The sequence below is a fragment of the Actinomyces naeslundii genome (genome assembly GCF_001956585.1).
Taxonomy (GTDB): domain Bacteria; phylum Actinomycetota; class Actinomycetes; order Actinomycetales; family Actinomycetaceae; genus Actinomyces; species Actinomyces naeslundii.
The window spans coordinates 106,075-123,688 of record NZ_MSRR01000019.1; the positions used below are offsets into that span (position 1 = coordinate 106,075).

The following is a 17,614-nucleotide window of genomic DNA, read 5'->3' on the forward strand; positions in this document are numbered from 1 at the left end:
CCTTTGACCAGGAGAAATAACATGACCCGTCTTGCCGTCGTCGTCGGTTCCGTCCGCCCCAACCGTGTGGGCGGCTCCATCGCCCAGTGGGTGGTCGACCAGGCCAACGAGATCGAAGGCGTCGAGGCCGAGATCGTCGACATCGCCTCCTTCAACCTGCCCCTGTTCTCCGAGGAGGTCCCCCCGCGCATGGCCGTCCCCAGCGACCCGGCCGGCGCCGCCTTCGACGCAGCCCTGAAGTCCTTCGACGCGCTGATCTTCGTCACCCCCGAGTACAACTTCTCCATCCCTGGCGCACTGAAGAACGCCATCGACTTCCTCCAGCCCGGCGCCGTGGCCAACAAGGGCGTGGGCGTGGTCGGCTACTCCTACAGCGTCGGCATCCGCGCCGTCAGCCACCTCCAGCAGATCCTCCAGGGCATGGGCGCCACCGTCGTGGCCTCCAACGTGTTCCTGTCGCTCAACACCGACTTCGCCGACGGCGCCTTCTCGCCGGCCTCCTTCCACGACCCCGAGGTCCCGGCCATGGTGCGCGACGTCGTCGCCCACTCCGACGCCCTGGCCTCCCTGCGCTGAAGGCGCGGAACTCGGCTGACCAGCTGAACCGGAGGACGCCAGTCCACCACGTCGCCGTCGGCGGTACCTGCGGGTGCCCCGGCGGCGACGTCGTTCGTGCTGCGGCTGCCGGGTCTCGGATCAGCGGGTGGGTAGGGTTTCCATCATGACTGAGCGCAGCGAGCGAGGCGGTTCCCACCGGGACGACAGGGGCGGACGCGGCTACCGGGGTGGTTCTGGTGGCGGCGACCGCGGTTACCGAGGCGGCTCGGGTGGAGGCCGCGGGGGAGGGGGCCGTGGTGGCGACCGCGGTTACCGAGGTGGTGACCGTGGCTACCGGGATGGCGAGCGCGGCCGCTCGCGCCGCGTCTACGACGACGAGCCCCGCGACGGCCTCCTGGCCGACCTCGTCGGCCACCTCCACGCCCTCGACGGACGCTCCTACGCCGCCTACAAGGCGATCGTCGGGCGTTACCGCGCGCCCGCCGGCTGGTTCCTGCACATCGACCGCGTCCAGGCCGACCCCTACGCCCCGCCCACGCGCATCCACGTGGACGTGCCCACTGACCTGCACGGTCTGGAGCTGCTCGACGAGGCCGACCTGCTGGCCGACGTCGACCGGCGCCTGGCCGTGGGCGACTTCCTCACCCGCGAGCTGCACGCCGGATTCCGTGGTACGGCGCTGTCGATCGCCTCTCCCGGGCAGGAGATCCTTCAGCGCTCCAGCATCATCGTGCGCCCCGATGAGAAGAAGGAGGGGCCCGGTTGGGTCCTGGAGATCCGCGCCCGCCTGGCCCTGCCCGCCCAGGGCCGCTCCATCCAGGGCCACGAGGCCTCCCGGATCGTGGGGCGCGACCTCGTGCGCGAGCTGGAGGAGGCCATGGACCTCACCGGCGAGCGGGGCGACCGGCTCGTGCGCCACATCGCCATCCTCGAGGACCACCGGGCCCTGACCGCGACGGTGGCCCGCAACGGCTGGGTGTCCTTCCTCGCCGACGGATCCGTCCTGCCGCGCCGCTCCGGGGTGAGCGACGAGCCCCTGGATGGTGGTGTCCCCCTGGAGGCCCCCGACTCCATGGCCGCCACGGTCGAGCTCCCCCACGCCGGAACGGTGCGCGGCACCGTCGTCGAGGCGGGGGTCAACGTCATCGTCGGAGGCGGCTACCACGGCAAGTCCACGCTGCTGAGCGCCATCGAGCGCGGCGTCTACCCGCACGTGCCCGGGGACGGGCGCGAGCTCGTCGCCACGGTCCCCGACGCCGTCAAGGTGCGGGCCGCCGACGGGCGCGCCGTGACCGGCGTCGACCTGACGCCCTTCATCTCCCACCTGCCGGCCGGGCGCGACACCGCCTCCTTCACCACCCGCAACGCCTCGGGATCCACATCCCAGGCCGCCTCCATCATCGAGGCCGTCGAGGCCGGCTCCACCGCACTGCTGCTGGATGAGGACACCTCCGCCACGAACCTGCTCATCCGCGACTCGCGCATGCGCGAGCTGGTGGCCGCCGAGCGCGAACCCATCACGCCCCTGGTGGACCGGATCACCGCGCTCTTCCGCCGGCGGGGCGTCTCCACGGTCATGGTCATGGGCGGCTCTGGGGACTACCTGGACGTGGCCGACCGGGTCCTGCTCATGGACGCCTACCACCTGCGCGACGTCACCGAGCAGGCCCGCCGGGTCGTGGCCGACCAGCCCCGGCCCGTCACCGAGCTGGAGGACTTCGCCGAGCCTCGGCGGCGCGTCCCCGAGCCGGCCCCGCCGCGCACCCGTCGGGGACCGGTGCGCACCCGTGCCCAGGGCACCTCCACCCTCGTCCTGGACCGGGAGGACATCGACATCTCCGACGTCGGCGGCGTCACCGACCCCGGGCAGGCCGAGGCCATCGCCTACGCCCTGCGCGCCCTGCTGGAGCAGCGCTTCGACGGGGTCTCCCCGCTGCGCGAGTGCCTGGACGATCTCGAGGCCCTGCTCGACGACGAGGGCCTGGACGCCCTGACCGACGAGCACGAGCGGCCCGCCTTCCTCGTGCGCCCGCGCATGGTCGACGTCGGGGCGGCCGTCAGCCGCTACCGCAAGCTCGAGCTGGCCGGCCGGCCCGGCGAGGACTGACCGCTGGCCCCGCACCCACACTTCGACAAAAACTTCAGAAATGACCCGGAGCCGCGTCGTTTCTGAAGTTTTTGTTGGTGAGTGAGCCGGTGGTGGCTGCGCGGCTCGCGCTAGGCGGCTGAGCTGGTCCGGTACGCGCTGCGGTACTCGCTGGTGCGGGTGTGGATGAGGCGGGGGATCGAGATGGTCTTGTCGAACAGCCCGTCGCGGTAGCCGGCCTGGAGGCCGAACAGCACCATGACTCGCAGCGCCATGGGGTTGCTTGTGCGGGCCATGCGCCGCAGCGTCGAGTCGGGCATCTTGCGCAGGACGCTGACGATCCTGCCGGCGTCGCGCCAGTTGGCCCGGACTGGCGGAACGTTGAGGCGCTCGAGGGCCTCAACCTCGCGCAGGAAGAAGTCGGCTCCTTCCCTCTCGGCCGCGCGCCACCAGCCGGCGCGGTAGGTGGCCTCGAGCTGCTCGACAGCGTCGCACAGGGCGTCGTAGTCGACGCCGACAACCTCGGTGCGCAGCTCCTCGGCCCGGATCCGTTCCAGCGTGGCGTGCGCCAGCGGCAGGATGGCGCGGGCGACGTCGTCGACGGCGTTGTTGCGGGTGAGACGGTCCGCCTCCGGCAGGGGCTTGCCGTCTCGGGGCAGGTGGGCGTCGACCTCCTCCAGGTGGGCGATGGAGGTGCGCAGGTCGCTGGTGAGGCGGGCGGTGGAGCGTGGGACCCCCAGGGCGATGAGCAGCTCGGTCGCGGCGCGCCACTGGAAGTCCGTGTCCTCGGCCCAGTGGGTCTCCGACTGCGTCCCCTCCGGCGTCTGGTCCGGGGACGGGGTGCTGGTCTGCTGGCTGCTCATCAGGGTTGAGCCTCCTGTGGTGCGCAGGGAAACAGGTCAAGCGGTCGCGGGCGCTCAAGGCTGGGAGTGCTGGCTGGCGGCCAGGGGACAGCGTCTCAAGGCAACGTGTGAGAACCCTGGTGATTTACGCTTCAAAGGCTGGGGTGCTCTCCTCAGGCCGGCGCGTCTTCGGGGGCCAGGACGTCGGTCTGGGCGGGCAGGTCCGTGAGGCCGACCGGGCAGGTCACCCCGTTGGGGCCGTGGTTGCAGTAGCCGTTCGGGTTCTTGTGCAGGTAGGCCTGGTGGTAGTCCTCAGCCAGGTAGTAGGGCCCGCCGAACTGAGCCGGCGCGTCCGCTGCGTCCTCGATGGTGGTCACGCAGGTGCCCAGGCCCAGGCGGGTCAGCTCACCCTGGAAGGCCTCGCGGACCCGCACGGCCGTCTCGCGCTGGGCGGGCGTCGTCGTCCACACCGCCGAGCGGTACTGGGTGCCGATGTCGTTGCCGTGGCGGTTCAGGTGCGTGGAGTCGTGGTTCTCCCAGAAGGTCTTGAGCAGGGTCTCCCCGCTCTCGCCGCAGACAGCCGGGTCGTAGACGACGCGCACCGTCTCGGCGTGACCGGTGGTTCCGGTGCACACCTCCTGGTACGTGGGGTTGGGCGTCTCGCCGCCCATATAGCCGACCGACGTCGAGACGACGCCGTCCTGGCGCCACAGGATCCGCTCCACGCCCCAGAAGCAGCCGCCCGCCAGGTAGATGACCCGACTGCCTTCGGGCCACGGTCCGTCCAGGGGCGTCCCCAGCACCGGGTGGTCTCCGGGGGTGGGCAGGACCGGCGTCTCGCGGCCGGCCGGCGCCGATCCGCTGAGCGAGTGACGAAGGGCGTTGAACATGAGGACACGGTACTGCGCCCCGCCTCTATTCCCGCCCGCGCTTCACTGACCGCGAGGAAGAGGAGGGGCGAGACATCGAGCCGGGCATTTCTCTCGGCGCCCCACCGAGATTCTGAGGGGAGCCGAGAGAAATGCCCGGCTCGGCGGAAAGAGAATCAGACCCGCTCGACCTTGACGATCTCGGCCTTGATCTCCCGGCCGGTGGGGGCCTCGTAGGAGACGGTGTCGCCCGCGCGGTGCCCCATGAGGGCCTGGCCCAGCGGGGCGTCGGGGGAGAAGACCTTGACGCCGTCGGGCACGTCCGCGGTGATCTCCTGGCCGCCGAGGGCGAAGACCTGCTCCTTGCCCGCTACCTTCGCGGTGACGATCGTGCCGGCCGAGACCGAGCCGTCATCGGCTGCCTCACCGATCTGGGCGTTCTCCAGGGTCTCCTCGAGCTGGATGATGCGCGCCTCGTTGAGCCCCGCCTCCTCGCGGGCCGCGTGATAACCGGCATTCTCCCTCAGGTCACCCTCCTGCCGGGCCGCCTCCACGCGCTGGGCGATCTCCTTGCGCTCGGTCGTCTTGCGGTGCTCGAGCTCGGCGGACAGGCGGTCGTAGGCCTCCTGCGTGAGCCAGGTGCCCTGTGACTGCTCGGACATGGGTCCTCCTTGGATGACTGGTACTGGTCGCGCGGCGGCCGGTAGGGCCTCCTTGCGACGACGACACCCGGCGGCTCCTCGTAGGGCCAACCGGGTTTGAAGCGCGAGTCTACGCCGTAGTCTGAAGAGACACTGGGCACTTGACGAAAGGTCTTGAAATGTTGAGGGTTTGTGACGGTGGCCCGAGGGGTGTGAATCCACGCTGACCTGCCCGGTCAGTGTCAGACGCTGTTGTCAGGAAGTCGGTAGGACACATGGCCCGCTCGACGGCGTGGCGGTCGTCGAGCAGTGCCCAGTCGCCTTCCGGCCGGCCTCCCGAACCGTCTACCGCAGGACCGCCAGGAAGCAGGCCACGCACTGGCAGGCCCACGCGGCCACGGTGCACACGTGGAAGATCTCGTGGAAGCCGAACCAGCGCGGCGAGGGGTCGGGCGTCTTGCGGGCGTAGACCACTGCGCCCAGCGTGTAGGTCACGCCGCCGGCCACCAGCAGCCACACGATCGCCGGGCCGCCGGTTCTCCAGAACTGCGGCAGGAACCAGACTGCCACCCAGCCCAGGATGATGTAGAGGGCGGTGGTGAACCAGCGCGGAGCGTGCATCCACAGCAGGTTCGTGGCCGTGCCGATCGCGGCGCCCGCCCACACGATGCCCAGGACCAGGGCGGCCGTGCGTGTGGGCAGCAGCGCCGCCGACAGGGGCGTGTAGGTGCCGGCGATGAGCAGGTAGATGTTCGCGTGGTCGATCCGCCGCAGCGTGGCCGCCACCTTCGTGGACCAGTGCCCGGTGCCGATGTGGTAGATGCCGGAGTTGGCGAACAGCAGCAGCGAGCAGGTTAGGTAGATGGCGCAGGCCCACTTCAGGCCCGCCCCCGGTGCCAGTACCGTCAGCACGATGCAGGCCGCCAGGGCCAGCGGCGCGGTGCCGGCGTGGATCCATCCGCGTAACCTCGGCTTGACGGCGGCGATGACGCCCTTGGCGCTCGTGGACGCGGAGCGCTTCGGGGGCGCAGCCGGCGGCGTCGATGGCGATGTCGATGACATGGGCGTGGGCGTCCTTCTGGGTGGCGCGGGCCGCGAAAGGGGCGGTGTCTCTAACCTTACGAGTCCGTAGGTTACGTGAGCGTAGGTTGTGGTGGTATCCATCTGGAGGACGATGTGATTCGAGTGGCACGGTCGTTCTCTCCGGTCGGTCGCTCGGCGAGCGCCGTATGGGTGGATGCGGCCGAAAGGACTGACGTGCTCCCGTTGTCCCCCGGCAACCCTGAGTGAACCTGATGGTCGGGTTTGACCGGGCTGTTAATCGTCTCGCTCAGCGCCGGACGGATGACGCGCGATACCGTTGGAGGTGGCCCCGCGCCGTCGGGTCCCCGCCCTTATCACCACCACCGAGGAACCCTGAGGAACACGGCATGGCAGGCGACAACTTCCTCTATGACATCTACGAGCGTCGGCTGGCTGCGCGCATCGATCCGGCCACGGTGCCCCACCACGTGGGCGTCATTCTCGACGGCAACCGGCGCTGGGCCAGGTCCATGGGCTTCGGTGCCGCCCAGGGGCACAAGCGCGGCGCGGACAAGATCGAGGAGTTCCTCGGCTGGGCGGAGCAGATGGGGGTCCAGGTCGTCACCCTGTGGCTGCTGAGCACCGACAACCTCTCACGCGATCCGGCCGAGCTCTCGCCCCTGCTCGACATCATCGCCCACGCCGTCGACGAGCTCGCCGAGACCGGTCGCTGGAGGCTACGGCTCGTGGGCGCTGTCGACCTCCTGCCCGAGCCGCTGGCCGAGCGCCTGCGTGCCGCCGTCGCCCGGTCCCAACCGCCGGAAGCCAAGGCTGAGGGGAAGAAGGGCGAGGCCGTCGGTCCGGAGGACCGGCCCATGCAGGTCAACATCGCCGTCGGCTACGGGGGCCGTCAGGAGATCGCCGACGCCGTGCGCGAGCTCCTGCGCGAGCGGGCCGCCGCCGGGGCGAGCCTGGAGGAGGTCGCCGCCTCGCTCAGCGAGGAGGACATCACCGACCACCTCTACACCAAGGGCCAGCCCGACCCCGACCTGGTCATCCGTACCTCGGGCGAGCAACGGCTCTCCGGGTTCCTCCTGTGGCAGTCGGTGCACTCCGAGTACTACTTCTGCGAGGTCAACTGGCCGGCCTTCCGGCGCGTGGACTTCCTGCGGGCGCTGCGCGACTTCGCCAGCCGGGAGCGCCGTCTGGGAAGGTAGCCCGCCTCATGTTGTGGCCGTTGGGGGTGGGGTTGGGGCCTCAGGTGTCACGAATGGCGACTTTTCCGTCGATCCTGCGGCCGTCGTCCCTGGGCTGCGCCGTAAAACCGCTGGTCACAGCGTTTCGATGCTGGCCGCGGAGAGTGCCTGCGCGGTGAATAGTCGCCCGGAGTGACACATGGGCCGATGCGGGTGTGCGCTGGCGGGGATCAGACCTCGAGGAAGCCGCGCAGGCCGCGTTCGAGCAGGGCGCTGCGCACCTCGGCGACGAGGTCTCGCATGGAGGATTCCGCCGCTGCGGCGTCTCCGGCTGCGATCGCGCCGGCGACTCGCTCATGGAGCTCGAGCGCCTCAGGCTGAGGCACCTGTACCTGGCCGGTGAGCCTGGCCCGCCCGGAGAGCACCTCCGCGACAACGTCGGTTAGCGCCTTGAAAGTGTCGTTGTGGCTGGCCTCCAGGATGAGGCTGTGGAAGGCGATGTCGTCGTCGAGGTAGGAGGCGACGTTCCCGGTGGTGCCCTTGGCTCGAATCGCGGTCGCCAGCGTCAGTAGCCCGGAGCGCTGGTCCTCGGTGGCTCGGCGGGCCGCCGCCGCGGCGGCGACCGGCTCGATGGCGGCGCGCAGCTCGGTCAGGGCGCCGAGCTTGGGACCGTGCGGATCGGCCTCGAGCTGCCAGCGCACGAGCTCGGGCGCCAGGGCCGACCAGTGCTCGCGCGGTAGAACCACAATGCCCACCCGACGTCGCGAGGCGACGATGCCGACGGACTCCAAGGTGTGGACGCAGTCGCGCGCCAGTGTCCGGGAGACACCGTAACGGGACTGGATCGCCTCCAGTGTCAGGCTCTGGCCCGGCGTCATCTCCCCGGTCACGATGGCACGCCCGAGGGAGTCGAGGACGTCGCGACGGCGGTCAGTGGAGGGCATAGGCGGGCTTCCGGAGGAGTGGTGCGAGATGTCTGTGGGAGATGCTATCCGACCCTTTTAAAAGTACTACGTTTGAGGTAGATTTGTCGTATCAGTTCACGACAACGGCGTCATCAAGGAGCAGATATGAGTCGATCCGTTGAGCACCTCGTCCTCATGGGAGTCTCCGGCTGCGGCAAGACCACGGCCGCGCTCAACCTTCACCACGCACTGGGCTGGCCCGTCGCCGAGGCCGATGACTTCCACCCCGAGGTCAACATCGACAAGATGAGCCGCGGCATCGCCCTGACCGACGAGGACCGCTGGCCCTGGCTGGAGTCCATGCGCGACTGGATGAGCGAGCGCGCCGTCGACGGCGTCAAGACGATCGTCACCTGTTCCGCGCTCAAGCGTTCCTACCGCGACCTGCTCTCCAGCGCGCAGGGGCGGGTCTTCTTCATCCATCTGCTCGCCCAGGCCGATGAGCTCCAGGAGCGCATGGCTCACCGTGAGGGACACTTCATGCCCCCGAGCCTGCTGCCCTCCCAGTTCGCCGCCCTCGAGCCTCTGTCCGACGACGAGGACGGCGTCACCGTGGTCTCGCGGGCGACGCCGGAGGAGACCTTCGAGGCGATCCTCACCGCACTCGAGCAGGCCTCGGCCGCCGTTTGAGCATCGCTCCTCACTGACGATCGCCGGCGTCCACGCCAACCGACCGAGGCTCGCGGCGCACAGCCATCCCGGCCCGCCGAACCCGGCATGCGCACACCCCGTCCCCACTCCACCTTCCGACGACAACGGAGACAACAATGACGTTCACTCTTCCGGCCCAACCGGTCGTGCTGCCGGCAGCCGACACCGTGAGCCACACGGACAATCACATGCAGCTCATCGCGGCCGCCCTGCTCGGCATCGCCACGATCATCGTGCTCATCGTCTGGCGCAAGATGCACCCCTTCCTTGCCCTGACGCTGGGCTCGGCGGTCCTGGCCGTTGTCGCAGGCATCCCGCTGGCCGATACCTTCACCGCATTCACCAAGGGAATGGGATCCACGATCGGTGACGTGGGCACCCTCATCGCCTTCGGGGCGATCATCGGCCGTCTCCTCATCGACTCCGGTGGCGCCGACCAGATTGTCGACACCGTCCTGGCCCGCACGCCCGGCCCCCGCCTTCCCTGGGCGATGGCGCTCATCGCCTTCGTCGTCGGCATCCCGCTGTTCTTCGAGGTCGGCATCGTCCTGCTCATCCCCGTGGTCATGATCGTCGCCCGGCGGGCCCACCAGCCGCTCATCGCGCTGGGCGTGCCCGCCCTGGCTGGTCTGTCCGCGCTCCACGGTCTCGTGCCACCGCACCCCGGACCGCTCATTGCCATCAACGCCGTCAAGGCCGACCTGGGGCTCACCCTCGGACTGGGGCTGCTGGTCGCCGTACCCACGGTCATCATCTCCGGGCCCATCGCGGCCCGCTTCATGGCCAGGTGGGTGCCGATTGAGGCGCCCGAGCCACTGGGGGCCTCGGACGACGAGTACGAGGGGCCACGACCCTCCTTCGCGACCTCGATCATGGTGGTCCTGCTGCCCGTGGGACTCATGCTTCTGCGCACCGTCGTCGAGACCCTCGTCCCCGAGGACAGTGACAACCCGGCAGTCCACGCGGCCCTGTTCGTGGGCAAGCCGATCGTCGCCCTGCTAATCACGGTCCTGGCCTCCATGTACCTCTTCGGAACCCGCCTGGGGCTGAGCGCCGACAACGTCAGCGGACGGGTCGGGGCCTCGCTCGGACCCATCGCCGGGATCCTGCTCATCGTCGGGGCAGGAGGAGGGTTCAAGCAGACCCTTGTCGACTCAGGGATCGCCAGCATCATCGCCACGTGGATCCAGCAGGCGGCCGTACCCGCTCTCCTGGCCGGGTGGCTCGTTGCCGTCGCCGTGCGCCTGGCCACCGGATCGGCGACCGTAGCCACCATCACCGCGGCCGGCATCATGGCGCCGTTGGCCAGTCACATGCCGCAGACCGAGGTCGCTCTTCTCGTCCTTGCGATCGGTGCCGGCTCCGTCTTCCTCTCTCACGTCAACGATGCCGGCTTCTGGCTGGTCAAGGAGTACTTCGGGATGACTGTGGGGCAAACCTTCAAGACCTGGTCGCTGATGGAGACGGTCCTGTCCGTGGTCGCGATGGCGACGATCAGCCTCCTGGCGCTCGCCCTGGGAGTCCTCTGACCGGCCGTCGAGGTATGTGAGCGGGGTCCTTGGGACGTGGCGGATCCTCGGGCAGGATGGCTCCCTGGTCCGGGCGCCGCCCGGCCTGGCTGGTGCCCCGGTCCCGGCGCGCGTCGACACATCTACGCGCCGCGCCGTCGAACCGTGTCCGCCGGCACCTCACGCACCGACGCGCACGCCGCCAGCGACTCGCGCCGGCGTGCTCGCGGTCCCAATCGACAGGACCCTCGTGGCCGCACACCGCACCTCCGCCTCCCATCGTTTCGCCTCTGGGAAGACCCCGGCCGCCGGGGAGGCCACCTTCGCCTCCCTCGGCGTGGACTCTGACCTCGCCGCCGACCTCGACGCCCGCGGTTTCACCGCGCCCTTCCCCATCCAGGCCGCCACCCTGCCCGACACCCTCGCCGGGCGCGACGTGCTCGGACGCGGCCGCACCGGCTCGGGCAAGACCCTGGCCTTCAGCCTCCCGCTGGTCCAGCGCCTGGCTCAGCAGGACAAGGCCCGCCCCGGCCACCCCATCGGCCTGGTCCTGGCCCCCACCCGCGAGCTCGCCCTCCAGATCGCCGAGGTCATCGAGCCCCTGGCCCGCGTCGTCGACATGGACGTGACCACCATCTTCGGCGGGGTCTCCGCCAAGCCGCAGGAGAAGGCCCTCAAGGATGGGGTCGACGTCGTCGTCGCCTGCCCCGGCCGGCTCCTGGACCTCATGGGGCAGGGGCTCGTCAGCCTCGACGAGGTCGAGATCACCGTCCTGGACGAGGCCGACCACATGGCCGACCTCGGCTTCCTGCCCAATGTCCGTCGCATCCTGCGCGCCACCCCGCAGCGCGGCCAGCGCATGCTGTTCTCCGCCACCCTCGACAACGGCGTGGACGCGCTGGTCAAGGAGTTCCTCCACAACCCGCTGTAGCACTCCGTGGACCCCTCGACCTCGCCCGTGGACGCCATGACCCACCGCGTATGGATGGTCGCGGACAAGACCGCCAAGGACGGCGTCGTGCGGCGCCTGGCCTCCGGGGAGGGGCAGCGCATCCTGTTCACCCGCACCAAGCACCTCGCCCGGCGCTTGGCTCGCAAGCTCGTCCAGACCGGGATCCCCGCCGCCGAGCTGCAGGGCAACATGAGCCAGAACGCGCGCGAGCGCGCCATGCGGGCCTTCTCCACCGGGCAGGTCCACGTCATGGTCGCCACCGACATCGCCGCCCGGGGGATCGACGTCTCCGGCGTCGAGCTCGTGGTCCACGTCGACCCGCCCGCCGAGCACAAGGCCTACCTGCACCGCTCGGGCCGCACCGCCCGCGCCGGGGCCGCCGGGAGCGTCGTCACCCTCGTCCTGCCCGAGCAGAAGCACGATGTCCAGGTCCTGCTCAAGAAGGCGAGGATCCGCGCGGATATCGAGCGCATCCGACCCGACGACGGCGCCGTGACCGCCCTCGTGGGACAGGTCACCGACGCGATCGCGCTGGAGGACATGCCCGAGGGCGTGGCCGTCAAGGGCGGCAGCCCCAGCGGGCGGGCCTCCACCGGACGGCCGGGACACGGTCACGGTGAGGCGGGACGGGGCCGAGCCGGACGAGCCGGCCGTAGCGGCGGGGCGCGTGGAGGGCACGGTGGGCGCGGTGCGAAGCGGCGCGGCGGAAGCGGCCAACGGGGCTCCGGGCAGCCCTCCGGTCGGGGAGGCCGCAGCGGCGGAGCTCGTGGTGGGCGCGGAGCCCGGGGTCGCGGAGCCAAGGGAGGCCAGGGAAGTCCTGCCTGACGCCTCGCTCCCGCACTGAGTCCCCATCCGCGTCGGTGAGCGTCGTCGGACGCTGGTAGCCCGACCCAGGCCCGGGCCGAGCGGAACTGGAGCACCAGTGCTACGGTCGAGTGGCTGACGACGATCGGGAAGGCGGGTGGAGGTCGTGGCGGCGCATTTTTCGCGGAGGGCCCTGACCGGGGCGATGGCAGGTCTCTTCCTGGGCGGGTGTGCTGCTCGCGGTCCGAGGCAGGCGTCTGCGCACCCGACCCCGCCCCCGTACCTGCGCTCGCGTGGGCTGGGCGATGAGCCCAACCTGGACCCGGCGTCGGGGGACCTGCCTGCTCCCGCGGCCTTCTCCTACACCGACTCCGACGACGAGACCTCCGACTGCATCTTCTACGCAGCGGACGGTGCGCCTGTGGGGCTGGTTGTCTACCTCGACGGCGATGGGCAGTTCTTCCACAGTCAGGGCGGTCAGAGTCAGGATGAGAGGTCTCCCGGCGGCCTGGCAGGTGTTGGGGGCGTCGTCGAGGCCGCGGGCGCTCGAGGGTTCGACGTCGTCTCGGTGCGTTCTCCCGGAGACGATGGAATGTGGTGGTTGGAGGACCAGGACGGGAAGATCCGCTACCTGGAGGAGACGCTCGACTACGTGGCCGCCGAGTGCGGGGCCAACATGGATCAGCTGTGGCTCGTGGGCTACTCCGGCGGCTCTGAGTTCATCAGTCAGCGGTTCTTCCCCGCCTATGCCGAGCGCATGCCGGGCGGGGGCTTCATCAACTTCGGGGGCGGTGACGCGCCCGAGGAGAGGGCGGCGGCCTTCTCCGGAGACGCCAAGGAACGGCTCTCGCTGAACTGGGTGACCGGAACCCGTGACGTCTCCAGCAACAGCCTCGATGGATTCGACGGCATCGGGCACGCCCGCAACAGCCTGGCCTACTACCGCTCGGCGGGCTTCGGTCACACCTGGAGCGAATGGCCCGACGACGACCATGGCAGCATCACCGAGAAATTCGGCCGCTACGTCGGGCGCGTGCTTGATGCTGCTGCAAGCGGAAAGTAAGAAAAGGCTGCCTCGGAGGTTGGATAGTGAGTCTTTGGAGCAGTACGCGAAACGTAAGACTCAGCCGTGAGACCCGGATATGTCGTTGTGGCCGCGCGGCCTGGCCCCACTACCGTTGTCCGTGACTCCCTCAGTGCCTATCTCGGCTTACGTCCCAGGAACGAGTAGGGCCCCGGTCCCTGGTGGGGCCGAGGCCGGTGCGGTACCCCCTGTGGGGCTCGAACCCACGACCTTCGGATTAAAAGTCCGCAGCTCTGACCAACTGAGCTAAGGGGGCGCACCAACGGCCGGAAGCAGAGTCCAGACGCCGTCGGCAGGTGTCAGCATAACCGGACAACCGACCACTGTGTCGAACCCGCCGCGCGGCTGGCCGCCGGCCTTTCCGCCGTCGGCCGGAAGTGAACCGGTGAGGGAGGGCTTGTCCTCTCGCGAGACAATAAGCCTGCGCGTCGTCGCCGGCGCGCCCACACCGCGTGAGGAGTCCCCATGGCCCGCCAGTTCCACCGTCCCGCCCGGCTCGACCCCGAGGCCGCCGAGCAGATCGAGGGCAGCGCCGACACCGCCGTCGCCTCCGAGCTCGCCCACCGGGCCGCTCAGGCCCTCATCGGCGGCTTTCCCGGTACCGAGGACGGCGACGACCCCATCACCCGCTCCGGCATCGTCACCGCGGTCGCCACCAACGGCGTCGACGACATCGCCGAGCTGTGGGCGGACTCCCCGGCCACCACCCTGCCCGGCACCCTGTGGCGCCTGTTCCTCGTGCGCGAGTGGATCCGCCGCGATCCCGGGCTCGTTGCCCGCCGCTACGCCACCCTCGTCGACCTCACCGAGGCCGACGAAGCCACCACCGCCCGCCTCGAGTCCGCCCTTGGTGAGGCGCGCGCCGTGCTCGCCCCTGCCGACCTGCGCGAGCGCCTCGATGCCGTCCTGGCCGGTGGCGTCGAGGGCTCAGTCACCGCGATCGCCCCGCTGCTCAGCGCCACCGCCGGCTTCCTGCGCGCTCTGGCGGCCGGCTCCAACCCCGTGTGGATCGAGGACGACGCCGACGAGCTCGCCGACCGCGTCACCCGCCGCGACTCCGCCCTCCTGGTCACTGCCGACGAGCTCACCGACGCCGCCCGCCGCGCCGCCGCAGGCCTCCTCGACTGAGAGGGCCTTGCGCAGGGGCTATCCGAGCGCGGGATGTCCAAATCGGTGACAAAGGCCCGGAGCAAGCGCCCGTAGGTGGATCAAAACCGCATGATTCCGCGGTTCTGCTGAAGGCGTGAAGAGTGTGCAGGCTCCTTTGTCACCGATTAGGACACCAACGGCACCATCGGCGAGATCATGAGCGCTGCGTCGGTGCAGTACCCACGCGCATCGTTGTCGCTGTGGGCAGGAAGGCCGTGCTGACGCTCGGATGCGGTTGCCGAACAGCCGCTGCACGAGGACTGGATCGCCGTGAGGAACAGGTAGGTGCGCCGGAGGAGACGTGGGGGAGCGCGAGCGGGGTCGCCTATCGACCGTGAGTCCTCAAGAGCGGGCGGGAGTGGCGGTAGCTTGCGCACTCGCCGAACTGGAGCGGATCGCCGCCCCACAAGGCCGCCCGGACGTGGGACCATGTGGACATGACCAACGACGCGCACCACTCCGCCCCCACGCCGCTCTCCCGCTTCCTGGGCGGGTGGATGCGCCACCCGAGTCCCCAGGAGCCCGAGCAGGTGTCCGACGACGTCGAGGCGGCCGAGGCGGCCCAGTCGGCGGTGTCCCCGGAGGCCGCGGGCCCCGGCGAGCCGGCGGTCTCGGCCGAGGTCGCCGAGCCCGAGGGCCAGAGTGAGCCTGACGACGCCCCGGCCTCTCCCGACGGGTCGCCCACCGACGACGGGAGCCCCGAGGGACACAAGGCTGCCGAACACCCAGAGGGACCCGACGACTCAGCCGACTCCGAGGACAGCGAGGAGTCCGTCGAGGAGGAGCACATCATCGAGGTCGCCGATCCGCGAGACTTCGCCGATGACTCCGGCCCCCAGTACGAGGATGAGGACTTCGACGACATCGTCGGCGGCGAGGCGGCCCCGGCTCCCGGCCCCATCGGCACCGCGACCCCCGCCATCGCGCCCTCCTCCATCACCTCCGCCAGCTCGCAGTCGGCACCTTCCGCCGCTGAGGCCCTGGCGACGCCGTCGACCGCCGCGCCGGGGGAGCAGGGAGCCTCCGCCCCCGGCAGCGCGGCCAGCTCGGGCCATGCCGTCAGCCCTGTCAGCGCAGCCTCCTCGGCCACCGCTGCCACCGCGGCCGACGCCGCGGCCTCGGCCGCCTCCGCCGACACCGCCCAGGTCGACCCCGAGGACCTCCTGCCGCCCCTGAAGTCCTTCAAGAACCGCTTCATCGACCGGGAGCTGACCTGGCTTGACTTCAACGAGCGGGTCCTGGAGCAGGCCGAGGACCACACCCTGCCCCTGCTGGAGCGCGCCTGGTTCCTGGCGATCTTCTCCTCCAACCTGGACGAGTTCTACATGGTGCGCGTCGCCGGGCTCATGCGCCGCATCAAGGCCGGCATCACCCCGGTGCGCGCCTCCGGCCTGGACGCCAACCAGGTCCTGGCCCAGGTCACCAGCCGCGCCAAGGAGCTCACCGCCCGCCAGGCCGCCCTCTTCCAGGAGGACATCCGCCCCGCCCTGGCCGGTCACAACGTGGACATCCTGGGCTGGGACGAGCTCAACTCCGACCAGCAGGAGCGCCTGACCCGCTACTTCCGCCACCAGATCTACCCGGTCCTGACCCCGCTGGCGGTCGACCCCTCCCACCCCTTCCCCTACATCTCGGGCCTGTCCCTCAACCTCGCTGTCATCCTGCGCAACCCGCGCAGCGGCAAGGAGCACTTCGCCCGCATCAAGGTCCCCGACTCCCTGCCGCGCCTGGTCCAGGTCCCCGGCCGCGAGCTCGACGCCGCGGACAAGGCCGCCGGCTGCGCCGTCATCCCCCTGGAGGTCGTCGTCGGTCAGCACCTCGACCACCTCTTCCCGGGCATGGACATCCTGGAGCACCACCTTTTCCGGGTCACCCGCAACGAGGACCTCGAGGTCGAGGAGGACGACGCCGAGAACCTCCTCAAGGCCATGGAGAAGGAGCTCGAGCGGCGCCGCTTCGGCGACTGCGTGCGCCTGGAGGTGGAGGACACCATCTCCTCATTCACCCGTCGCTACCTGGTGCGGGCCCTGGGTCTCAAGGGCGACGACGTCTTCGAGCTCCCCGCCCCCCTGGACCTGACCTGCCTCAACCAGCTCCACGACCTGGACATCCCCGACCTGAAGTACCCGCGCTTCGTGCCGGTGACGGCCGCGGGCCTGGCCGCCTACGAGTCCTCCTCCGCGCCGGACGTCTTCGCCGCCATGCGCGAGCACGACGTCCTCCTGCACCACCCCTACGACTCCTTCTCCACCTCAGTCCAGGAGTTCGTGGCCCAGGCCGCCGCCGACCCCAAGGTCCTGGCCATCAAGCAGACCCTCTACCGCACCTCCGGCGACTCCCCGATCGTGGACGCCCTCATCGAGGCCGCCGAGGCCGGCAAGCAGGTCGTCGCCATCGTGGAGATCAAGGCCCGCTTCGATGAGGAGGCCAATATCTCCTGGGCCCGCAAGCTTGAGCGCGCCGGCGTCCACGTCGTCTACGGCATGGTCGGCCTCAAGACGCACTGCAAGCTGCTGCTCGTCGTGCGCCAGGAGTCCGACGGCCTGCGCCGCTACTGCCACGTCGGCACCGGCAACTACCACCCCAAGACCGCCCGTGGCTACGAGGACTTGGGGCTTCTGACCTGTGACCGCGACGTCGCTCAGGACCTGACCACCCTGTTCAACCAGCTCTCCGGCTACGCCCCGCGCGCCCGCTTCCGCCGCCTGCTCGTGGCTCCCCGAGGCCTGCGCGACGGGCTCGTCGAGCGCATCGAGCAGGAGATCACCAACCACCGGGCCGGCCTGCCCGCCTGGATCCGCATCAAGGTCAACTCCATCGTCGACGAGACCGTCATCGACGCCCTCTACCGCGCCTCGCGCGCGGGGGTGCCGGTCGACATCGTCGTGCGCGGCATCTGCGGTCTGCGCGCCGGTGTCGAGGGTCTCAGTGAGAACATCCGCGTGCGCTCCATCCTGGGGCGCTTCCTGGAGCACTCGCGCATCTACGCCTTCGCCGGCGGCGGCCAGACCGAGCTGTTCATCGGCTCGGCCGATCTCATGCACCGCAACCTCGACCGCCGCGTCGAGGCCCTGGTGCGCATCACTGATCCCGCCATGGTCGAGGACCTTGAGTGGCTGGTCACCCACTGCGCCTCCGACGACGTCTCCTCCTGGCACCTCCAGCCCGACGGCTCCTGGGAGCGTCACCTCGTTGACGCGGAGGGCAACCGCCTCGAGGACATCCAGACCAGCCTCATGGCCCGGGCGCGCTCGCGCGTCAAGGGTCGTCACTGAGACGGCCGTGC

General features: G+C 70.1%; 15 protein-coding genes and 1 tRNA gene. 10 read left to right on the forward strand and 6 right to left on the reverse strand.

Translation table 11 applies throughout. The features are described 5' to 3' along the window. Positions 1 to 21 precede the first annotated feature (21 nt). Both BKH33_RS09630 and BKH33_RS09635 read left to right on the forward strand, forming a co-directional pair. Positions 22 to 576, forward strand: a complete 555-nt coding sequence (locus BKH33_RS09630; RefSeq protein WP_003781321.1) for an NADPH-dependent FMN reductase — start codon at positions 22 to 24, stop codon at positions 574 to 576. 145 nt (positions 577 to 721) lie between these two features. Next, entirely contained in the window at positions 722 to 2,665 is a 1,944-nt protein-coding gene (locus BKH33_RS09635; protein ID WP_076142715.1) for an ABC-ATPase domain-containing protein, read from the forward strand. 110 nt (positions 2,666 to 2,775) lie between these two features. On the opposite strand, the gene BKH33_RS09640 is transcribed toward BKH33_RS09635, so the two are convergent. The 4 genes from BKH33_RS09640 to trhA form a co-directional block, all read right to left on the reverse strand. Further along, on the reverse strand, positions 2,776 to 3,507 hold the full coding sequence (locus BKH33_RS09640) for a hypothetical protein (RefSeq protein WP_003781151.1): 732 nt from the start codon (positions 3,505 to 3,507) through the stop codon (positions 2,776 to 2,778). A 152-nt stretch (positions 3,508 to 3,659) separates the two neighbouring features. Continuing rightward, positions 3,660 to 4,376, reverse strand: a complete 717-nt coding sequence (gene msrA / locus BKH33_RS09645) for a peptide-methionine (S)-S-oxide reductase MsrA (protein ID WP_003781160.1) — start codon at positions 4,374 to 4,376, stop codon at positions 3,660 to 3,662. Positions 4,377 to 4,531: 155 nt separating this feature from the next. After that, entirely contained in the window at positions 4,532 to 5,017 is a 486-nt protein-coding gene (locus BKH33_RS09650) for a GreA/GreB family elongation factor (protein ID WP_003781147.1), read from the reverse strand. Between the two features lie 324 nt (positions 5,018 to 5,341). Then, complete coding sequence (gene trhA, locus BKH33_RS09655) at positions 5,342 to 6,058, reverse strand: PAQR family membrane homeostasis protein TrhA (protein WP_003781158.1); 717 nt, start codon at positions 6,056 to 6,058, stop codon at positions 5,342 to 5,344. Between the two features lie 368 nt (positions 6,059 to 6,426). On the opposite strand from trhA, the gene BKH33_RS09660 reads away from it, so the two are divergent. Continuing rightward, the gene (locus BKH33_RS09660) at positions 6,427 to 7,236 is read left to right on the forward strand and encodes an isoprenyl transferase (protein ID WP_003781149.1); all 810 of its coding nucleotides are present in this window, start codon (positions 6,427 to 6,429) and stop codon (positions 7,234 to 7,236) included. Between the two features lie 209 nt (positions 7,237 to 7,445). Here the strand turns inward: BKH33_RS09660 and BKH33_RS09665 are convergent, their stop codons facing one another. Continuing rightward, positions 7,446 to 8,159, reverse strand: coding sequence for a FadR/GntR family transcriptional regulator (locus tag BKH33_RS09665; RefSeq protein WP_003781156.1), 714 nt, complete (start codon positions 8,157 to 8,159; stop codon positions 7,446 to 7,448). 126 nt (positions 8,160 to 8,285) lie between these two features. Here BKH33_RS09665 and BKH33_RS09670 point away from each other — a divergent pair, with 126 nt between their 5' ends. The 5 genes from BKH33_RS09670 (at position 8,286) to BKH33_RS09685 (ending at position 13,158) form a co-directional block, all read left to right on the forward strand. Continuing rightward, positions 8,286 to 8,810, forward strand: coding sequence for a gluconokinase (locus BKH33_RS09670; RefSeq protein WP_003781155.1), 525 nt, complete (start codon positions 8,286 to 8,288; stop codon positions 8,808 to 8,810). A gap of 137 nt (positions 8,811 to 8,947) precedes the next feature. Beyond that, entirely contained in the window at positions 8,948 to 10,360 is a 1,413-nt protein-coding gene (locus BKH33_RS09675; RefSeq protein ID WP_003781168.1) for a GntP family permease, read from the forward strand. A gap of 229 nt (positions 10,361 to 10,589) precedes the next feature. Then, positions 10,590 to 11,270 carry a DEAD/DEAH box helicase gene (locus BKH33_RS14150; RefSeq protein WP_003781166.1) on the forward strand — a complete coding sequence of 227 codons (681 nt, stop codon included), beginning with the start codon at positions 10,590 to 10,592 and terminating at the stop codon, positions 11,268 to 11,270. A gap of 6 nt (positions 11,271 to 11,276) precedes the next feature. Further along, positions 11,277 to 12,116 (forward strand): helicase-related protein, encoded by an 840-nt coding sequence (locus BKH33_RS14155; RefSeq protein WP_232621482.1) that lies wholly within the window; start codon positions 11,277 to 11,279, stop codon positions 12,114 to 12,116. A gap of 184 nt (positions 12,117 to 12,300) precedes the next feature. Then, on the forward strand, positions 12,301 to 13,158 hold the full coding sequence (locus BKH33_RS09685) for a hypothetical protein (RefSeq protein WP_003781153.1): 858 nt from the start codon (positions 12,301 to 12,303) through the stop codon (positions 13,156 to 13,158). 203 nt (positions 13,159 to 13,361) lie between these two features. Here BKH33_RS09685 and BKH33_RS09690 read toward each other — a convergent pair. Continuing rightward, positions 13,362 to 13,435, reverse strand: a tRNA-Lys gene (locus BKH33_RS09690). Positions 13,436 to 13,644: 209 nt separating this feature from the next. Here BKH33_RS09690 and BKH33_RS09695 point away from each other — a divergent pair. Both BKH33_RS09695 and BKH33_RS09700 read left to right on the forward strand, forming a co-directional pair. Next, entirely contained in the window at positions 13,645 to 14,307 is a 663-nt protein-coding gene (locus tag BKH33_RS09695; RefSeq protein WP_076142716.1) for a hypothetical protein, read from the forward strand. 458 nt (positions 14,308 to 14,765) lie between these two features. Next, on the forward strand, positions 14,766 to 17,603 hold the full coding sequence (locus BKH33_RS09700) for an RNA degradosome polyphosphate kinase (protein WP_043540015.1): 2,838 nt from the start codon (positions 14,766 to 14,768) through the stop codon (positions 17,601 to 17,603). Positions 17,604 to 17,614: the final 11 nt, after the last annotated feature.